Source organism: Streptomyces sp. TLI_105 (assembly GCF_900105415.1).
Lineage (GTDB): Bacteria > Actinomycetota > Actinomycetes > Streptomycetales > Streptomycetaceae > Streptomyces.
In genome coordinates, this window is the sequence record NZ_FNSM01000001.1 from 3,123,631 (window position 1) to 3,139,345 (window position 15,715).

Genomic DNA, 15,715 nt, shown 5'->3' on the forward strand with positions numbered 1-15,715 from the left:
CTTACGCCAGCGGGCCCGTGACCGGCTCCACGGCCGCGACCAGCTTCCCTTCGCGCACGAAGGCGTCCGCGCCCGCCAGGTCGGGGGCGAGGAACCGGTCCGGGCCGGGGCCCTCGACGCCGGCCGCGCGCAGGGCGTCGATGGCGGCCTGCGAGGCGGGGGCCGGGGTGAGGCCCTCGCGGAGCTCGATGCCGCGGGTGGCGGCGTACAGCTCGACCGCGATGATCCGGTTGAGGTTGCCGATCGCGGTGCGCAGCTTGCGGGCGGCGGACCAGCCCATGGAGACGTGGTCCTCCTGCATCGCGGAGGACGGGATGGAGTCGGCGGAGGCCGGGACGGCGAGCCGCTTCATCTCGCTGACCAGGGCGGCCTGGGTGTACTGGGCGATCATCAGGCCCGAGTCGACGCCGGCGTCGTCCGCGAGGAACGGCGGGAGGCCGTGCGAGCGGTTCTTGTCGAGGAGCCGGTCGGTGCGGCGCTCGGCGATGGAGCCGAGGTCGGCGGCGGCGATCGCGAGGAAGTCGAGGACGTACGCGACGGGGGCGCCGTGGAAGTTGCCGTTGGAGCGGACCTCGCCGCTGGACAGCACGACCGGGTTGTCGACGGCGGCGGCGAGCTCGCGCTCGGCGACGAGCCGGGCGTGGGCCATGGTGTCGCGGCCGGCGCCGGCGACCTGCGGGGCGCAGCGCACCGAGTAGGCGTCCTGGACGCGGGGGGCCTCGCCCGCCTGGGCGTGGCCGGTGAGGCCGGAGCCCTTGAGCACGGCCAGCATGTTGGCGGCGGAGGCGGCCTGGCCCGGGTGCGGGCGGATGGCGTGCAGCTCGGGCTCGAGGACCTTCTCGGTGCCGAGGAGGGCTTCGAGGGAGAGGGCGGCGGTGATGTCGGCCGACTTGTAGAGCGTGTCGAGGTCGGCGAGGGCCATGACCAGCATGCCGAGCATGCCGTCGGTGCCGTTGAGGAGGGCGAGGCCCTCCTTCTCCTTGAGCTCGACGGGGGCGATGCCGGCGGCGGCGAGGAGCTCGCCGGCGGGCTTCACCACGCCGTCGGGGCCCTCGGCGTCGCCCTCGCCCATGAGCGCGAGGGCGCAGTGGGAGAGCGGGGCGAGGTCGCCGGAGCAGCCGAGGGAGCCGTACTCGTGGACGACGGGGGTGATGCCGGCGTTGAGGACGTCGGCCATGGTCTGGGCGACCTCGGGGCGGACGCCGGTGTGCCCGGAGGCCACGGTCTTGAGGCGGAGGAACATCAGGGCGCGGACGACCTCGCGCTCGACGCGCGGGCCCATGCCGGCGGCGTGCGAGCGGACGATGTTGCGCTGGAGCTGGGCGCGGAGCTCGTGGCTGATGTGCCGGGTGGCGAGTGCGCCGAAACCGGTGGAGACCCCGTAGACGGGCTCGGGCTTGGCGGCGAGCGCGTCGACGATGTCCCGGGCGGCGGCCAGGGCGGCCACGGCCTCGGTCGACAGCTCGACGCGGGCGCCGTGGCGGGCGACGTCGATGACGTCCTGCGGGGTCGTGCCGGACGTGCCGAGGACGACTGTCTGCATATCCATATTCAGCACCCTACGGACTGAAGACCAACATGTCACTAGCCGATTTTGTCACCGTCCCCACACGGGACGGCCCCTTACCGGATCGAACCTCGCCGCCGGGCTCCCGGTCCGGGGCCGGAGGGCCGCCCGGGCGGCGCCGGAACCGCCGCCGGGACGCCCCCTACGGATGCCCTTCGTCCGGGGCGTCCGACTCCGCCCGGCGCGGGCCCGCCGCCGGGGCGTCGCGGAAGCGGCGGCGGTCGCGGGCACCGGGGGGCGCGTCCGCGAGCCGGATGACCGTGCCGTCGCGGCCCGCGACGACGGGCTTCGTCGAGCGGTCGGCCTTGGCCTGGTACTGGGCGGCGTCGGCGAGCCGGAAGAGGCGGCGGGCCGACCTGAGCGGGCCGATGGGGTCCCCGGTGGACGCGACCCCGCAGGCCACGCCCTCGCCGAGCTCCAGCTCCGCCGCCCGTACGCACAGCTCCTCGGCGACCGCGACGACCTCGTCCGCCGTCGGGCCGACGGTGAGGAGGCAGAACTCGTCGCCGCCCAGGCGGGCCGCGAGGGCGCCGGGGAGCATGGCTCCGCAGCAGGAGAGGACCGAGCCGAAGCGTTCGAGGAGGCGGTCGCCGACGGCGTGGCCGTGGGTGTCGTTGACGCGCTTGAGGCCGTTCAGGTCGCAGACCATGAGGCTCACGACGGAGCCGTCCGCCCGGTAGCGCTCGATGGCCTCGTCCAGACGGGTGTCGACGGCCCGCCGGTTGGCAAGACCCGTCAGGGGGTCGGTGAAGGCCAGCTTGCGGACCTCCTCCAGGCGTTCGGCCTGGGCGATGCCGGCGGCGACGACCGCCGCGAGCACGGTCGCGAAGTCGGCGTCCGCCCGGCTGAAAGGTTTCTCCTCCGGCGGGCGGGCCACGTACAGCTCTCCCCACGCGCGCCCGTGCAGCACGATCGGGGCGACCACGCAGCAGCCGCGCCCCCGCCGCCGCAGACCCCTCACCCGACCGGTCGCCACGGGGTCGGCGGCGGTCTCCACCCAGGCGTCGGGCTCGCCGCCGCCCGCCCACTGCTCGTGCAGGAACTCGGTGATCTCGGGGAACTGATACACCGGGTACGTCTCCGAGTCCGGGAACTCCTCCTCGCCCACGGCCCGGTCCCCGGCGTTCACCAGGACCTTGAGGCGGCCGTGGTCCCGCTCCCAGACGGACAGGGCGGCGAAGCTCCCGTCGAGCCCCTCGCGGGCCCCGAGCGCCGCCGCCCGCCAGAACTCGCGCGGGGTGTGCGCCGCCGCCATCGCCTGCGCCAGCGCCACTACGGCCCGCAGCCGTCCGTCCTCACCCATTCCTCCAGCTTAGGGAGGTTTGATCCGTTTTCCCCACCGAGACGTCACCGTGAGTCACATTTGGTACAAAACGGTAAAGTCCCTGCCTGGGTTTCCTACTCCCCCGGCCAGTTCGGCTTCCGCTTCTCGTTGAAGGCCGCCACGCCCTCCGCCCGGTCGCCCGAGAACGCCACCGAACGCCAGGCCGCGTCCTCGACCTCCAGGCCCGCCCGCAGGTCCAGGCCCTGACCGAGCCGCATCGCCTTCTTCGCCGCGCGCAGGCCGACCGGCGAGTTCGCCGCGATCCGCCCGGCGAGCTCCAGGGCCGCCGTCCGCGCGTCCTCCTCCAGGAGGTCGACGAGGCCGAGCTCGCGGGCCTCGGCCGCCTCCACCCGACGGGCCGTGAAGACCAGCTCGGCGGCGCGCGCCGCACCCACCCGGCGCGGGAGCAGCTGCGTACCGCCACCGCCGGGGATCACGCCCACGGAGACCTCGGGAAGGCCGACGACGGCGGTCGCGTCGGCCACGATGACGTCGCAGGAGAGCGCCAGCTCGAAGCCGCCGCCGAGGGCGTAGCCGTGCACGGCCGCGACGGTCGGCATCGGCAGCTCCAGGACGCCGGTGTAGGCGGCGCGGGCCGTCGGGCGCTGGCGGACGAGCTCGGCGTCGGTGAAGGAGTTGCGCTCCTTGAGGTCGGCGCCGACGCAGAAGGCGCGGTCGTTCGAGGAGGTCAGGACGGTGACGCGGACCTCGGGGTCGGCGGCGAGGGCGTCGCAGGCGGCGCCGATGGAGCGGGCCATCTCGGAGGAGACGGCGTTCATGGCCTTGGGCCGGTCGAGGACCAGCTCCGCGACGTGACCGTCCTTCCGGACCACCACGAACTCACCAAAGCGCTGCTCGGACATGACCGCACACCCTCCCGGTTCAGTCCTGTTAACGGGTGTTAACAGGCGTTCACCGGGAGATCCTAGGGCCTGGCGGCCGGATCCGGCAGGGTCAGGAACGGCGCCTGGTGCGTGCAGCTGCAAGGCGGAGGAGGGAGGCGATGGGGTCTCCCCTGTTCGAGCGAAGTCGAGAACTTGGGGAAGGAGCCACGCCGACCGACGGCAACGCGGCAGATGCACGCACCAGGCGCCGCGAGCCCTGCCGGATCCGGCCGCCAGGCCCTAAGTGGGCCGGCGGCTCAGGAGCCAGGGTTCGACGACGCCGAGGCCTCGGACCGGGCGCTGCCACATGGGCTGGAGCGCGAAGCGGTACGTGGCGGCCTGGCGGCCCTCCTTCTCCGCGCGGGCCGCCTCCTCGGCCGCCTCCGTCTCCGAGGCGGGCGCCTCACCGGTCCTGGTCAGCTCCTCCGCGAGGGCGCCGTCGACGAGGACGGCGTCCTTCGGGGCTATCGAGGTGAGGCGGCTGGCCAGGTTCACGGTGGTGCCGAAGACGTCGCCCATCCGGGTCGTCACCGTGCCGAAGGCGATGCCGACGCGCAGCGCGGGCATCGTCTCGTCGTGACCGAGGGTCTCGATGAGCCGGAGCGCGATCTCGGCGGCCGTGCCGGGGTCGTCGGCGCAGTACAGCACCTCGTCGCCGAGGGTCTTGATGAGCCGGCCGCCGTGCGCGGCGACGAGGTCGGCGCAGGTGGTCTCGAAGGCCTCGACGAGCTCGCCGAGCTCCTCCTCCTCCAGGCGGCGGGTGAGCCGGGTGAAGCCGACGAGGTCCGCGAAGCCGACGGCGAGCCGGCGGTCGACCATCTCCTCGTCGTCGGCGGCCTGGACGACCCGGCCGGTGGCGGCGGCGAGCTGCCGGCGCCACACGTAGATGAGGAACTCCTCCAGCTCGGGCAGGAGCAGCTCGACCAGCGGGTACGTGACCTCGGTGCGGGTCATGCCGGGCTCGGGCGGCTCGGTGAGGCCCTCCAGGAAGGAGTCGATCTGCCACTCGGCGAGGCGCGCGGTGGTCTGTCCGGTGGAACGGGCCACCTGCACGGCCATCGGCTCGCTGAGCAGCCCGGCCTCGACGAGGCCGGCGAGCCGCCGCAGGGCGAGGACGTCGGCCTCGGTGAGCGCCTTGGCCTGACCGATGTCGGCGAAGCCCATGGCCCGCCAGAAGCGCGAGGCGAGCTCCATGGAGACGCCGGCGGTGCGGGCGGCCTGGAAGGGGGTGTAGCGGCGGTCGGCGCCGAGGATGAGCTGTTCGAGGCGGATGGCGAGGGGGTCGTGGGTCGGCTCCACCGTGTGGTCGACCTCGTGGTGGGGGGTGGGGTACGTCGGCGGTTCCGACGGGGCGCCGCCGCCGTTGCTCGCGTCGTCAGCGGTCACCGGCCGCCTCCTGCCCGTTCCCTGCCCACTTGCCCTGCCGATCTGTCGCCATCGATCGCGGTCAACGATACGGCAGCTGTGCGCTGGGTCACGCGCGCACAGCAGCCGCCCCGGTTCACGCCACGCGGGCCGTCGGGGTGAACGCGCCGGAGGGCGCCGCGCGCATGGGGTGTGCCCACCCGTTCCTCCCTGCGGAACGATTGCCCCCACGGCGCGGAACGCATGCCCGCACCGGGGGTCACGTCCGCAGGTGGACGATGTCGCCCGCTCCCACCGCTTCCGTGCCGCCGCCTTCCGTGGCGACGACCAGGCGGCCGTCGCCGTCCAGGGCGACGGCCTCGCCCTCCAGCATGCGCTCGCCGGGCAGCTCGGCGCGGACGCGGCGGCCGAGGGTGGCGCAGCCGGCCGCGTAGGCCGCCTGGAGGCCGGAGGCGGCGGGGTCGCCGTCGGCCCGCACCCAGTCGCCGTAGTACTGCTCGAGGGAGCGCAGGACGGCCCGCAGGAGGGTGTCGCGGTCGGTGGAGACCGCGTCGGCGAGGAGGAGGGAGCCGGCCGCCGGGACGGGCAGCTCGTCCTCACGGAGGGTGACGTTGATGCCGAGGCCGACGACGACGGCGTCGGCGCCGGCGCGCTCGGCGAGGATGCCGCCGGCCTTGCGTTCCTCGCCCGCGACGGAAACCAGGAGGTCGTTGGGCCACTTGAGGGAGGTGTCGACGCCGGCGGCCTTCGCGAGGCCGGTGGCGGCGGCCACGCCGGTGAGCAGCGGGAGCCAGCCCCAGCGGTGGACGGGCACGGCGGGCTTGAGGAGGACGGAGAGGAAGAGCCCGGAGCGCGCGGGCGCGGTCCAGGTGCGGTCGAGCCGACCGCGGCCCGAGGTCTGCTCCTCGGCCACGAGCACGGCGCCTTCGGGCAGTTCGTCGGCCCGGGCGGCGAGGTCGCTGTTGGTGGAGCCGGTGCTGCCGACCACGTCGAGGGAGGTCCACAGGCCGTCGGGGAGGACGAGCGCGCGGCGCAGCGCGGGGGCGTTCAACGGGGGCCGGTCGAGGTCGGACCAGGGTCCGCCGGAGCCTTGGGAGGTCGTCATGCAAGCCAGACTAGGTGTGGCAAAGACCGCAGTGCCGAACCGTACCGCCGTCGATACGCTACGGATCAGTAGGCCAGCAGTAGCCCATTCGTAGTCAACGAACCCCCCGTGACCAGGCAGGGAGCCGCATCCCGATGTCCGAGCCGGCAGAGCAGTACGAGATCGACATTCACACGACCGCGGGCAAGATCGCGGACCTCAAGCGCCGTATCGACGAGGCCACGCACGCCGGCTCGGAGCGCGCGGTGGAGAAGCAGCACGCCAAGGGCAAGCTGACCGCGCGCGAGCGGATCGCCCTGCTCCTGGACGAGGATTCGTTCGTGGAGCTGGACGAGCTGGCCCGGCACCGCTCGACCAACTTCGGTCTGGAGAAGAACCGGCCGTACGGAGACGGTGTCGTCACCGGCTACGGCACGGTGGACGGCCGTCCGGTCGCGGTGTTCTCGCAGGACTTCACCGTCTTCGGCGGTGCGCTGGGCGAGACGTACGGCCAGAAGATCATCAAGGTGATGGACTTCGCGCTGAAGACCGGCTGCCCGGTCGTCGGCATCAACGACTCCGGCGGTGCCCGCATCCAGGAGGGCGTGAGCGCGCTCGGCATGTACGGCGAGATCTTCCGCCGCAACACCCACGCCTCCGGGGTGATCCCGCAGATCTCCCTGATCGTGGGCCCCGCCGCGGGCGGCGCGGTGTACTCCCCCGCGATCACCGACTTCACGGTGATGGTGGACCAGACCTCGCACATGTTCATCACCGGTCCCGACGTCATCAAGACGGTGACCGGCGAGGACGTGGGCTTCGAGGAGCTGGGCGGCGCCCGGACGCACAACTCGACGTCCGGCGTGGCGCACCACATGGCGGGTGACGAGAAGGACGCGATCGAGTACGTCAAGTCCCTGCTCTCGTACCTCCCGTCGAACAATCTCTCGGAGCCGCCGGCCTTCCCGGAGGTCGCGGAGACCGGGGTGACGGACGAGGACCGGGAGCTCGACACGCTGGTCCCGGACTCGGCGAACCAGCCGTACGACATGCACCGGGTCATCGAGCACGTCCTGGACGACGGCGAGTTCCTGGAGACGCAGGCGCTGTTCGCGCCGAACATCGTGACCGGCTTCGGCCGCGTCGAGGGCTTCCCGGTGGGCGTGGTCGCCAACCAGCCGATGCAGTTCGCCGGCTGCCTGGACATCGACGCCTCGGAGAAGGCCGCGCGGTTCGTCCGCACCTGCGACGCCTTCAACATCCCGGTGCTGACGTTCGTGGACGTGCCGGGCTTCCTGCCGGGCGTGGACCAGGAGTACGGCGGCATCATCCGGCGCGGCGCGAAGCTGATCTACGCGTACGCGGAGGCGACGGTCCCGCTGATCACGGTCATCACGCGCAAGGCCTTCGGCGGCGCGTACGACGTCATGGGCTCCAAGCACCTGGGCGCCGACCTGAACCTGGCGTGGCCGACGGCGCAGATCGCGGTCATGGGCGCGCAGGGCGCGGTCAACATCCTGCACCGCCGGACCATCGCGGAGGCGGAGGCGAACGGCGAGGACGTGGAGGCGGTGCGCGCCCGGCTCATCCGGGAGTACGAGGACACCCTCCTCAACCCGTACACCGCCGCCGAGCGCGGCTACATCGACGGCGTGATCCTGCCCTCCGACACCCGCCCGCAGATCGTCAAGGGCCTGCGTCAGCTCCGTACGAAGCGGGAATCCCTGCCTCCGAAGAAGCACGGCAACATCCCGCTCTAGCCCGTCCGGACCCTCAAGGAGCCGACATGATCAAGGTCGTACGAGGCAACCCGACTCCGGAGGAGTTGGCCGCCGCACTGGCGGTGGTTCAAGCCCGGGCCGCGGCCACGGCGGCGGCGTCCGCCGAGGCGGGCGGCCCGGCGGTACCGGAGGGGTGGTCGGATCCCTCCCGTATCGCGCGGGCGGTGCGGCAGCGGCCGGGCCCGCGGGCCTGGGCGCGGTCGTACTGGCCCGTGTAGCCGTCGCGGCATGCGAAAGGCCGGACCCCTTGTGCGGGAGGTCCGGCCTTTCGCATGCCGCTTCCTCACGCTCGCGCACGGCGCAGGAAGAGGCCGGAGAGCACGGCTCCGGCGGCGACGATCGCGGCGTTGACGAGGACCGCGCGGCCGATGCCGTCGAGGAGCACGGGCGCGGTGACGACGACGGCGCTCATGACCGGCGTGCCCATGGTGATGCCGATCTGCTGGGTCATGGTCGCCAGTCCGGTCGCCATGCCCTGCTCGCCGTCGGGGAGGCCGGAGGTGGCGGTGACCATGAAGCCGACGATCGCGAGCATGTTGCCGACGCCGCCGGCGAAGGTCGCGGCGAGCAGCAGCGCGAGGCCGCCGCGGTCGTCGAGGCCGTACAGGGCGAGCGTGGCGGCGGCCTGGAGGAGTCCGCCGGAGACGAGGGCGGCGCGGGCACCGAAGCGGCCGATGAAGCGGGAGGCGGCCACTCCGCCGAGGACCGTGCCGGCGCCGAGGACGCCGAAGGAGAGGCCGGCGGCGAGCGGGGAGAAGCCCAGGACGTCCTGGAGGTACAGGGTCATCAGGAAGACCAGGGAGGTCTCGGTGACGAAGGCGACGAGCCCGGCGAGGTTGCCCCAGACGACCGTGCGGCGCTTCAGGACGTGGATCGGGACGAGGGGCGAGGCGGACCGCCGTTCGACGAGGACGAAGGCGGCGAGGAGTACGGCGCCGACCGCGAGGGAGACGAGCGCCGTGGGGTCGGTCCAGCCGTGCTCGCCGGTGACGGTCAGGCCGTAGACGAGGGCGAGGAGTCCGCCGGTGACGGTGACGGCGCCGGGGACGTCGAGGCGGGGCCGGACGGCGGGGCGGCTCTCCTTCAGGACGGCGGGGGCGACGAGGAGCACGGCGAGGGCCACCGGGACGTTGACGAGGAAGGCCCAGCGCCAGGAGAGCAGGTCGGTGAGGACGCCTCCGAGGATCGCGCCGGTGGTGAAGCCCGCGGACATGAGGGCGCCGTTCAGTCCCAGTGCCTTGGCCCGCAGCGGGCCCTCCGGGAAGGAGGAGGTGAGCAGGGAGAGCCCGGCGGGGGTGACGGCGGCGGTGGCGAGGCCCTGGGCGACGCGGGCGGCCATCAGCATCTCGGGGCCGGTGGCGAGGCCTCCGGCGAGGGAGGAGACGCCGAGGACGGCCATGCCGCCGAGGAAGAGGCGGCGGCGTCCGACCAGGTCGGCGACACGCCCGAAGAGGAGGGTGAATCCGGCGGCGGCGAGGGCGAAGGCGGTGGCGATCCACTGGAGGCCGCCGAGGGTGAAGCCGAGTCCCTCGCCGATGACGGGCAGGGCGACGTTCAGGATCGAGAAGTCGACGGCCAGCATGAACTGGGCGAGGAGGAGGACGACGAGGACGAGCCGCATCCGTCCGGTCATCCGGGCTTCGGCGGGGTCCTTGGAGGCAGAGGTGGAGGTGGACGTGGGGAGATCGAGGGCGGCCATGCGTACGACCCCTTAATGGGAGGTAAGTTCCGTTAAGATGTCCCGTACCGTAGCAGAGTCGATGGCGTTAATGGAACAGGAGACCCGTTTGACTGAGAGCCGACCGGCCACGCCCGGCACCACGCGCCCCGGCGGCCGCACCGCCAAGGTCCGCAGGGCGGTCCTCGACGCCACCCTGGAGGCCCTCGCCGACACCGGCTTCCACGCCCTGAACATGGACCGCATCGCCGCGGGCGCCGGCGTCGGCAAGACCACCGTCTACCGCCGCTGGGGCTCCCCCGTCGGCCTGGTCACCGACCTCCTGCACGACATGGCCGAGCAGTCGCTCCCCGCCTCCGACACCGGCACCCTCGCGGGCGACCTGCGGGCCAACGCCGAACTCGTCCGGGCCACCCTCGCCGACCCCCGGATGGGCGCCGTCTTCCGCGCGGTCATCGCCGCCGCGGCCTGCGACGAGGAGTGCGCCCGCGCCCTCGCCGGCTTCTACCGGACCCGGCTCGCCGAATGGGCCCCCGTCGTCGCCAAGGGCACGGCGCGCGGCGAGATCCCGGCGGGGACGGACCCCGTGGAACTGCTCCGCGCCGTCTCCGCGCCGCTCTACTACCGCTTCGCGGTCACCCGCGAGGAACTCGACGCGGCCGTCGCGGAACGGGCGGTGACGGCGGCGCTCGCGGCCGCGCGGGACGGGGTGTTCGTGGGGGCGTAGGGCGCGGTACGGCGCGTCCCTCCCCGAATAGTCCTTCCGCACCGGGGCGCCTGAGTATCCGTACTCAGGCGCCCCGCGCGCCCCGCCCGCAGGATCGAAGGCATGCTGTGGTCCGACCCGAAGAACCAGCCGCCGAAGTTCCTGCGCGACATGCAGGCGATGCTCCGCCGCACGGGCGTGCTGCTGGCGCTGGCGATGGTGGTGGCGATGTTCGTGGCCAGCGCCCGCTGACCACGCGCGCGTACGGGCCGAGCCACGCGCGCGTGCACCGGGCCCCGGGCGCGCGGGCCGAGCCACGCGCGCGTGCGTACCCCGCCACTGGCTACGCTGCCCCCATGACTGCTGATCCGCGCCGTGTCGTGCTCGCCTCCGCCTCCCCCGCCCGGCTCGGCCTGCTCCGGCAGGCCGGACTCGCTCCCGAGGTGATCGTGAGCGGCGTCGACGAGGACAAGGTCCACGCCCCGACGCCGGCCGAGCTCGCACTCGCCCTCGCGGAGGCGAAGGCCGCTCATGTCGCCGCCCGGCCCGAGGTGTTCGGCGCGCTCGTCATCGGCTGCGACTCGGTCCTGGAGCTCGACAAGCAGGCCCTCGGCAAGCCGGCCGACGCCGAGGAGGCCACCGCCCGCTGGAAGGCGATGCGCGGCCGGGTCGGCATCCTCCAGACCGGCCACTGCGTCTACGACACGGCCGCCAAGCGCTTCGAGTCGGCGACGGCCTCCACCGTGGTCCGCTTCGGCGAGCCGACGGACGAGGAGATCGCCGCGTACGTGGCGAGCGGCGAACCGCTCCACGTGGCGGGCGCGTTCACCCTGGACGGCCGCTCGGCGCCGTTCATCGACGGCATCGACGGCGACCCGGGCAATGTGATCGGCCTGTCCCTGCCGCTCCTGCGCCGGCTCCTGCGCAAGCTGGACGTCGAGATCACCGACCTCTGGACCTGACGGCCCGTGAGGGCGCTACGCGGACGCCGGTGCCTCCTCGGGGGCGCCGGCACCCTTCTCGTACCCCTCGCCGTACGCCACCAGGGTGAGGACGACCAGTCCGAGCACGGTCACGAGGAAGGCGAAGGCTTCCCAGCCGAGGAGGGCGACGGCGACCGCGCCGAGGACGCCGTGGACGATCGCGCAGCCGATGAGGAGCGCCCGGCCGAAGCGGCCCGGGCGGCGGTCCCGGACGCCCGCGAGGAGGGCGACGAGGGCGCAGAGGGCGAGGGCGGCGCCGGAGGCGATGCCGAGGCCCCAGGTGCCGGCGACCATCGCGTCGGGGTCCATGCCGTCGAGGGACATCGACTGGGCCTCCACGAAGCCCGCCATGACGGCGTTGATCGCGACGATGCCGGGCGCTTCGAGGAAGAGCACCGCGGCCGTCACGAGCGCTATCGGTCTGCGGGCCACCTCGGCCACCCCCTGGATTCGCCTGTTACCGACAGTACGGTCGACAGCGCGAAGGCTACTGGCCGGTAAACCCTCGGGCAAGGGTTCGCACACGGCGGGCGACGGCGGGAGGCTGACGGACGGCCGGGCAAAGAATCGTTGAGCCATTCGTAGGGACTCCACAAAGAAACCCGAACGGCCCCTGGTCCCACGAACAGAGACCTGCGCCACACCTCGGAGCTACTGTGCCGTCAAGGAACCCTGCGTACCGTGGTGCGACAAGGGAATTCACGACCCGAGCGGGCCCGTGGTCACGCTCCGTGTGGGCAAGCTCACCACTGGGGACGGGTCGAAAGGCCGTGTCGGCAGTCCCTAAACTCAGCTTGTTTCAAGGAGGGAGCCATCGTGCGCAAGGTGCTCATCGCCAACCGTGGCGAAATCGCTGTCCGTGTGGCCCGGGCGTGCCGGGACGCGGGTATCGGCAGCGTGGCCGTGTACGCCGAGCCGGACCGGGACGCTCTGCATGTCCGGGCGGCCGACGAGGCGTTCGCTCTGGGCGGTGACACTCCGGCGACCAGTTATCTGGACATGGCCAAGGTCCTGCAGGCCGCGAAGGACTCGGGCGCGGACGCGGTCCACCCCGGTTACGGGTTCCTCTCCGAGAACGCGGAGTTCGCGCAGGCGGTGCTGGACGCCGGTCTGACGTGGATCGGCCCGCCGCCGCAGGCGATCCGGGACCTGGGTGACAAGGTCGCCGCCCGTCACATCGCGCAGCGCGCCGGCGCCCCGCTGGTCGCCGGCACCCCGGACCCGGTCTCGGGCGCCGAGGAGGTCGTGGCGTTCGCCGAGGAGCACGGTCTGCCGATCGCGATCAAGGCCGCGTTCGGCGGCGGCGGTCGCGGCCTGAAGGTCGCCCGCACGCTCGAAGAGGTCCCCGAGCTGTACGACTCGGCCGTCCGTGAGGCCGTGGCGGCCTTCGGCCGGGGCGAGTGCTTCGTCGAGCGCTACCTCGACAAGCCCCGCCACGTCGAGACGCAGTGCCTGGCCGACTCCCACGGCAACGTGGTCGTCGTCTCCACGCGTGACTGCTCGCTGCAGCGCCGTCACCAGAAGCTGGTCGAGGAGGCCCCCGCGCCGTTCCTGACCGAGGCGCAGAACGAGCAGCTGTACGCGGCGTCGAAGGCGATCCTGAAGGAGGCCGGCTACGTCGGCGCCGGCACGGTCGAGTTCCTCGTCGGCCTCGACGGCACGATCTCCTTCCTGGAGGTCAACACGCGTCTGCAGGTCGAGCACCCGGTGACCGAGGAGGTCACGGGCCTCGACCTGGTGCGGGAGATGTTCCGCATCGCCGACGGCGAGGAGCTGGGCTACGGCGACCCGGAGATCCGCGGTCACTCCTTCGAGTTCCGCATCAACGGCGAGGACCCGGGCCGCAACTTCCTGCCCGCCCCCGGCACCGTCACCCTCTTCGCCCCGCCGACCGGCCCCGGCGTCCGGCTCGACGCGGGCGTGGAGTCCGGCTCGGTGATCGGCCCGGCCTGGGACTCGCTCCTGGCCAAGCTGATCGTCACCGGCGCCACCCGCGAGCAGGCGCTGCAGCGCGCGGCGCGCGCCCTGGCGGAGTTCAAGGTCGAGGGCATGGCGACGGCGATCCCGTTCCACCAGGCCGTCGTGGTCGACCCCGCCTTCACCGCCGACCCGTTCCGCGTCCACACCCGCTGGATCGAGACGGAGTTCGTCAACGAGATCAAGCCGTTCGCCCCGGCCGGCGCCGAGGGCGACGAGGACGAGGCGGGCCGCGAGACGATCGTCGTCGAGGTCGGCGGCAAGCGCCTGGAGGTCTCCCTGCCCTCCTCGCTCGGCATGACCCTGGCCCGCACCGGCCTGGCGGCCGGCGCGAAGCCGAAGCGTCGCGCGGCCAAGAAGTCCGGCCCGACCGCCTCCGGCGACACCCTCGCCTCCCCGATGCAGGGCACGATCGTGAAGGTCGCGGTCGAGGAGGGCCAGGAGGTCAAGGAGGGCGACCTGATCGTCGTCCTGGAGGCCATGAAGATGGAACAGCCCCTCAACGCCCACCGCTCCGGCACCGTCAAGGGCCTGAGTGCCGAGGTCGGCGCCTCCGTCACCTCCGGTGCCACCATCTGCGACATCAAGGACTGATCCGTCGCGACCAGTACGGTACGAAGGGCCCGCAGGCAGCCGCCTGCGGGCCCTTCGTCGAGGGGAGTCATTCGCACATGCGCGCCGACGCACGCCGCAACCACGAGCGACTGCTCGTCGAAGCCCGCGCCGCCTTCGCGGAACAGGGCGCGGACGCACCCCTGGAGGAGGTCGCGCGCCGCGCGGGCGTCGGGATCGGCACCCTCTACCGTCACTTCCCCACCCGTGCCGACCTGTTGAACGCGGTCTTCCAGGAGGCGCTGGCCGAACTGCTCGACCGCTCGCGGGAGTTCGCGGAGGCGGACGCTCCGTGCCGGGCCCTCGTGGAGTGGCTGCGGGCGCTGATCGCCCACGCGGGCGAGTACCGGGGGCTGGCGCACGCGCTGATGTCCGCCTCGCACGACCGGAGTTCGGCCCTGGCGCGGTGCAGCGATCCGCTGCGCGCGGCGGGCGAGCGGCTGCTCGAACGGGCCCAGAAGGCGGGGCAGGTGCGCGCCGACGTGTCGATCGGCGACCTGATGCAGCTGACCAACGCGATCGCGCTGGCGGCGGAGCAGTGCCCGGAGGACGCGCTTCTGGCGGACCGCCTGCTCGCGCTGACGCTTCGGGGACTCAAGGATTGATCGGAGGGGCCGAACGGCGTGGGACCCCTGGGGGAGGGTCCCTCGGGTGGCTTCAGCGGCGGCGCATGTCCGCGACCCGGGCCGTGCGCTCCAGCGTCTCCGCTGCCATCGCGCCGCCCGGTCCCCGGAACTGACCGGCCGCCATCCGCCCGCGCTGGACGGGGAGCGGCATGTCACGGCGGGGCCGGGCGCCCGGAGGGAGCTGCTCACCACCGGCGGGACCGGTCGCCGCGCCCGTACCGGCGACGGCGATCTGCACGCCCTGGTCGGCGAGGGCCTGGAGCTCGGTGGCGGCCCGCTCGTCGTGGGCGGGGGGCTCGTCGGTCACCAGGCGGGTGATGACGTCCGTCGGCACCGTCTGGAACATGGTGTCGGAGCCGAGCTTGGTGTGGTCGGCGAGGACCACGACCTCGGCCGCCGCCTGCACGAGCGCCCGGTCCACGCTCGCGGAGAGCATGTTGGACGTGGACAGGCCGCGCTCGGCGGTCAGACCGCTGCCGGAGAGGAAGGCCCGGGAGACCCGGAGCCCCTGGAGCGACTGCTCGGCCCCGCTGCCCACGAGGGCGTAGTTGGAGCCGCGCAGAGTGCCCCCGGTCATGACGACCTCGACCCGGTTGGCGTGGGCGAGGGCCTGGGCGACGAGCAGGGAGTTGGTGACCACGGTCAGGCCGGGCACGCGGGCGAGCCGGCGGGCCAGCTCCTGCGTGGTCGTCCCGGCGCCGACGACGATGGCCTCGCCCTCTTCGACGAGGCTCGCGGCGACGTCGGCGATGGCCGTCTTCTCCGCTGTGGCGAGATGGGATTTCTGCGGGAAGCCGGATTCTCGCGTGAATCCGCCCGGCAACACCGCACCGCCGTGGCGGCGGTCGAGGAGTCCTTCTGCCTCAAGGGCCCGTACGTCTCTCCGTACGGTCACTTCAGAGGTCTGGACGACGCGGGCGAGCTCGCGGAGCGACACGGCCCCATTGGCTCGCACCATTTCGAGGATCAACTGGCGACGTTCTGCAGCGAACACGAAACTGACAGTAACGTGACCGGCCGATAGTTTTCAGCACTATGCGCCGAATTGCAGAAGATGCGCACGGACGGGGTCTCCAAGTGATATGGGAGACCCCGTCGTTGATCGTCGTATGCCCCGCCTTGCCGGGG

At 72.9% G+C, this 15,715-nt stretch carries 15 protein-coding genes; 7 read left to right on the forward strand and 8 right to left on the reverse strand.

The features are described 5' to 3' along the window. Position 1: 1 nt before the first annotated feature. From hutH to BLW86_RS14110, 5 genes are all read right to left on the reverse strand, one after another. Entirely contained in the window at positions 2-1,543 is a 1,542-nt protein-coding gene (gene hutH, locus BLW86_RS14090) for a histidine ammonia-lyase (RefSeq protein ID WP_093874375.1), read from the reverse strand. 166 nt (positions 1,544-1,709) lie between these two features. Then, complete coding sequence (locus tag BLW86_RS14095) at positions 1,710-2,870, reverse strand: GGDEF domain-containing protein (protein WP_093874376.1); 1,161 nt, start codon at positions 2,868-2,870, stop codon at positions 1,710-1,712. A 95-nt stretch (positions 2,871-2,965) separates the two neighbouring features. Then, positions 2,966-3,754, reverse strand: a complete 789-nt coding sequence (locus tag BLW86_RS14100) for an enoyl-CoA hydratase/isomerase family protein (protein ID WP_093874377.1) — start codon at positions 3,752-3,754, stop codon at positions 2,966-2,968. 261 nt (positions 3,755-4,015) lie between these two features. Continuing rightward, on the reverse strand, positions 4,016-5,161 hold the full coding sequence (locus BLW86_RS14105) for an adenylate/guanylate cyclase domain-containing protein (RefSeq protein WP_093874378.1): 1,146 nt from the start codon (positions 5,159-5,161) through the stop codon (positions 4,016-4,018). Between the two features lie 238 nt (positions 5,162-5,399). Then, positions 5,400-6,245 carry a biotin--[acetyl-CoA-carboxylase] ligase gene (locus BLW86_RS14110; protein ID WP_093874379.1) on the reverse strand — a complete coding sequence of 282 codons (846 nt, stop codon included), beginning with the start codon at positions 6,243-6,245 and terminating at the stop codon, positions 5,400-5,402. Positions 6,246-6,379: 134 nt separating this feature from the next. Here BLW86_RS14110 and BLW86_RS14115 point away from each other — a divergent pair, with 134 nt between their 5' ends. Next, positions 6,380-7,984 carry an acyl-CoA carboxylase subunit beta gene (locus BLW86_RS14115; protein ID WP_093874380.1) on the forward strand — a complete coding sequence of 535 codons (1,605 nt, stop codon included), beginning with the start codon at positions 6,380-6,382 and terminating at the stop codon, positions 7,982-7,984. Positions 7,985-8,010: 26 nt separating this feature from the next. Then, on the forward strand, positions 8,011-8,223 hold the full coding sequence (locus BLW86_RS14120; RefSeq protein WP_030687388.1) for an acyl-CoA carboxylase epsilon subunit: 213 nt from the start codon (positions 8,011-8,013) through the stop codon (positions 8,221-8,223). A gap of 65 nt (positions 8,224-8,288) precedes the next feature. Here BLW86_RS14120 and BLW86_RS14125 read toward each other — a convergent pair whose 3' ends face one another. After that, entirely contained in the window at positions 8,289-9,704 is a 1,416-nt protein-coding gene (locus BLW86_RS14125) for an MFS transporter (protein WP_093874381.1), read from the reverse strand. A gap of 37 nt (positions 9,705-9,741) precedes the next feature. Between BLW86_RS14125 and BLW86_RS14130 the strand changes: the two genes are divergently transcribed. From BLW86_RS14130 to BLW86_RS14140, 3 genes are all read left to right on the forward strand, one after another. Then, positions 9,742-10,410 (forward strand): TetR/AcrR family transcriptional regulator, encoded by a 669-nt coding sequence (locus tag BLW86_RS14130; protein ID WP_371129489.1) that lies wholly within the window; start codon positions 9,742-9,744, stop codon positions 10,408-10,410. A gap of 102 nt (positions 10,411-10,512) precedes the next feature. After that, entirely contained in the window at positions 10,513-10,641 is a 129-nt protein-coding gene (mmpB, locus tag BLW86_RS43150) for a morphogenic membrane protein MmpB (RefSeq protein WP_093874383.1), read from the forward strand. A 104-nt stretch (positions 10,642-10,745) separates the two neighbouring features. Continuing rightward, a complete protein-coding gene (locus BLW86_RS14140) occupies positions 10,746-11,351 on the forward strand; it encodes a nucleoside triphosphate pyrophosphatase (RefSeq protein ID WP_093874384.1) in 606 nt (201 codons plus the stop codon). Between the two features lie 15 nt (positions 11,352-11,366). On the opposite strand, the gene BLW86_RS14145 is transcribed toward BLW86_RS14140, so the two are convergent. Continuing rightward, entirely contained in the window at positions 11,367-11,804 is a 438-nt protein-coding gene (locus BLW86_RS14145) for a hypothetical protein (RefSeq protein WP_256341307.1), read from the reverse strand. Between the two features lie 384 nt (positions 11,805-12,188). Here BLW86_RS14145 and BLW86_RS14150 point away from each other — a divergent pair, with 384 nt between their 5' ends. Next, a complete protein-coding gene (locus BLW86_RS14150) occupies positions 12,189-13,943 on the forward strand; it encodes an acetyl/propionyl/methylcrotonyl-CoA carboxylase subunit alpha (protein ID WP_093874386.1) in 1,755 nt (584 codons plus the stop codon). A gap of 77 nt (positions 13,944-14,020) precedes the next feature. Next, entirely contained in the window at positions 14,021-14,566 is a 546-nt protein-coding gene (locus tag BLW86_RS14155) for a TetR/AcrR family transcriptional regulator (protein ID WP_093874387.1), read from the forward strand. A gap of 52 nt (positions 14,567-14,618) precedes the next feature. Here the strand turns inward: BLW86_RS14155 and BLW86_RS14160 are convergent, their stop codons facing one another. Next, positions 14,619-15,545: a DeoR/GlpR family DNA-binding transcription regulator gene (locus tag BLW86_RS14160; RefSeq protein WP_093874388.1), complete on the reverse strand. Its 927-nt coding sequence runs from the start codon at positions 15,543-15,545 to the stop codon at positions 14,619-14,621. Between the last annotated feature and the right edge of the window lie 170 nt (positions 15,546-15,715).

Coding starts and splice junctions, on each gene's coding strand:
- hutH (WP_093874375.1), bottom strand. CDS start 1,543: ATGCAGACAGTCGTCCTCGGCACGTCCGGCACGACCCCGCAGGACGTC.
- BLW86_RS14095 (WP_093874376.1), bottom strand. CDS start 2,870: ATGGGTGAGGACGGACGGCTGCGGGCCGTAGTGGCGCTGGCGCAGGCG.
- BLW86_RS14100 (WP_093874377.1), bottom strand. CDS start 3,754: ATGTCCGAGCAGCGCTTTGGTGAGTTCGTGGTGGTCCGGAAGGACGGT.
- BLW86_RS14110 (WP_093874379.1), bottom strand. CDS start 6,245: ATGACGACCTCCCAAGGCTCCGGCGGACCCTGGTCCGACCTCGACCGG.
- BLW86_RS14115 (WP_093874380.1), top strand. CDS start 6,380: ATGTCCGAGCCGGCAGAGCAGTACGAGATCGACATTCACACGACCGCG.
- BLW86_RS14120 (WP_030687388.1), top strand. CDS start 8,011: ATGATCAAGGTCGTACGAGGCAACCCGACTCCGGAGGAGTTGGCCGCC.
- BLW86_RS14125 (WP_093874381.1), bottom strand. CDS start 9,704: ATGGCCGCCCTCGATCTCCCCACGTCCACCTCCACCTCTGCCTCCAAG.
- BLW86_RS14130 (WP_371129489.1), top strand. CDS start 9,742: ATGTCCCGTACCGTAGCAGAGTCGATGGCGTTAATGGAACAGGAGACC.
- mmpB (WP_093874383.1), top strand. CDS start 10,513: ATGCTGTGGTCCGACCCGAAGAACCAGCCGCCGAAGTTCCTGCGCGAC.
- BLW86_RS14140 (WP_093874384.1), top strand. CDS start 10,746: ATGACTGCTGATCCGCGCCGTGTCGTGCTCGCCTCCGCCTCCCCCGCC.
- BLW86_RS14155 (WP_093874387.1), top strand. CDS start 14,021: ATGCGCGCCGACGCACGCCGCAACCACGAGCGACTGCTCGTCGAAGCC.
- BLW86_RS14160 (WP_093874388.1), bottom strand. CDS start 15,545: ATGGTGCGAGCCAATGGGGCCGTGTCGCTCCGCGAGCTCGCCCGCGTC.